2 pseudogenes are annotated in these 383 nt (G+C 38.1%); both read left to right on the top strand.

The window, feature by feature from the left end:
* Window positions 1–238: pseudogene (locus tag J7R10_RS09605) on the top strand (ribulose-phosphate 3-epimerase); the annotation flags it as partial.
* A 10-nt stretch (window positions 239–248) separates the two neighbouring features.
* Window positions 249–383, top strand: a pseudogene (locus tag J7R10_RS09610) (adenylosuccinate lyase); the annotation flags it as partial.

The raw sequence follows: 383 nt of genomic DNA on the forward strand, positions 1-383 counted from the left end.
TGGACAAAGCTTCATCCCAGAAATGAAAAATAAAATCGAACGAGTAAAAAATATGATGGCCAATCGACCTATTGATCTTGAAGTTGATGGTGGCATTACAGTTGATACAATTGGAATAGCTGCAAAAGCTGGTGCAAATGCATTTGTTGCAGGATCTGCAATTTATAAAAATGGTAACAAAGATCTTTATAAAACACGCATTAACGCACTGCGCCAAGCAGCAACACTCTCACAATAAGGAAAAAATCATGATCGAGCGTTATTCTCGCCCTGAAATGGTAGCAATTTGGTCACCAGAAACTAAATACCGTATTTGGTTTGAAATTGAAGCACATGCTTGTGACGCGTTAGCTCAACTTGGTGTTATTCCAGAAAAATCAGCT

This window comes from Bartonella vinsonii subsp. berkhoffii ATCC 51672, assembly GCF_902825225.1.
GTDB lineage: Bacteria > Pseudomonadota > Alphaproteobacteria > Rhizobiales > Rhizobiaceae > Bartonella > Bartonella berkhoffii.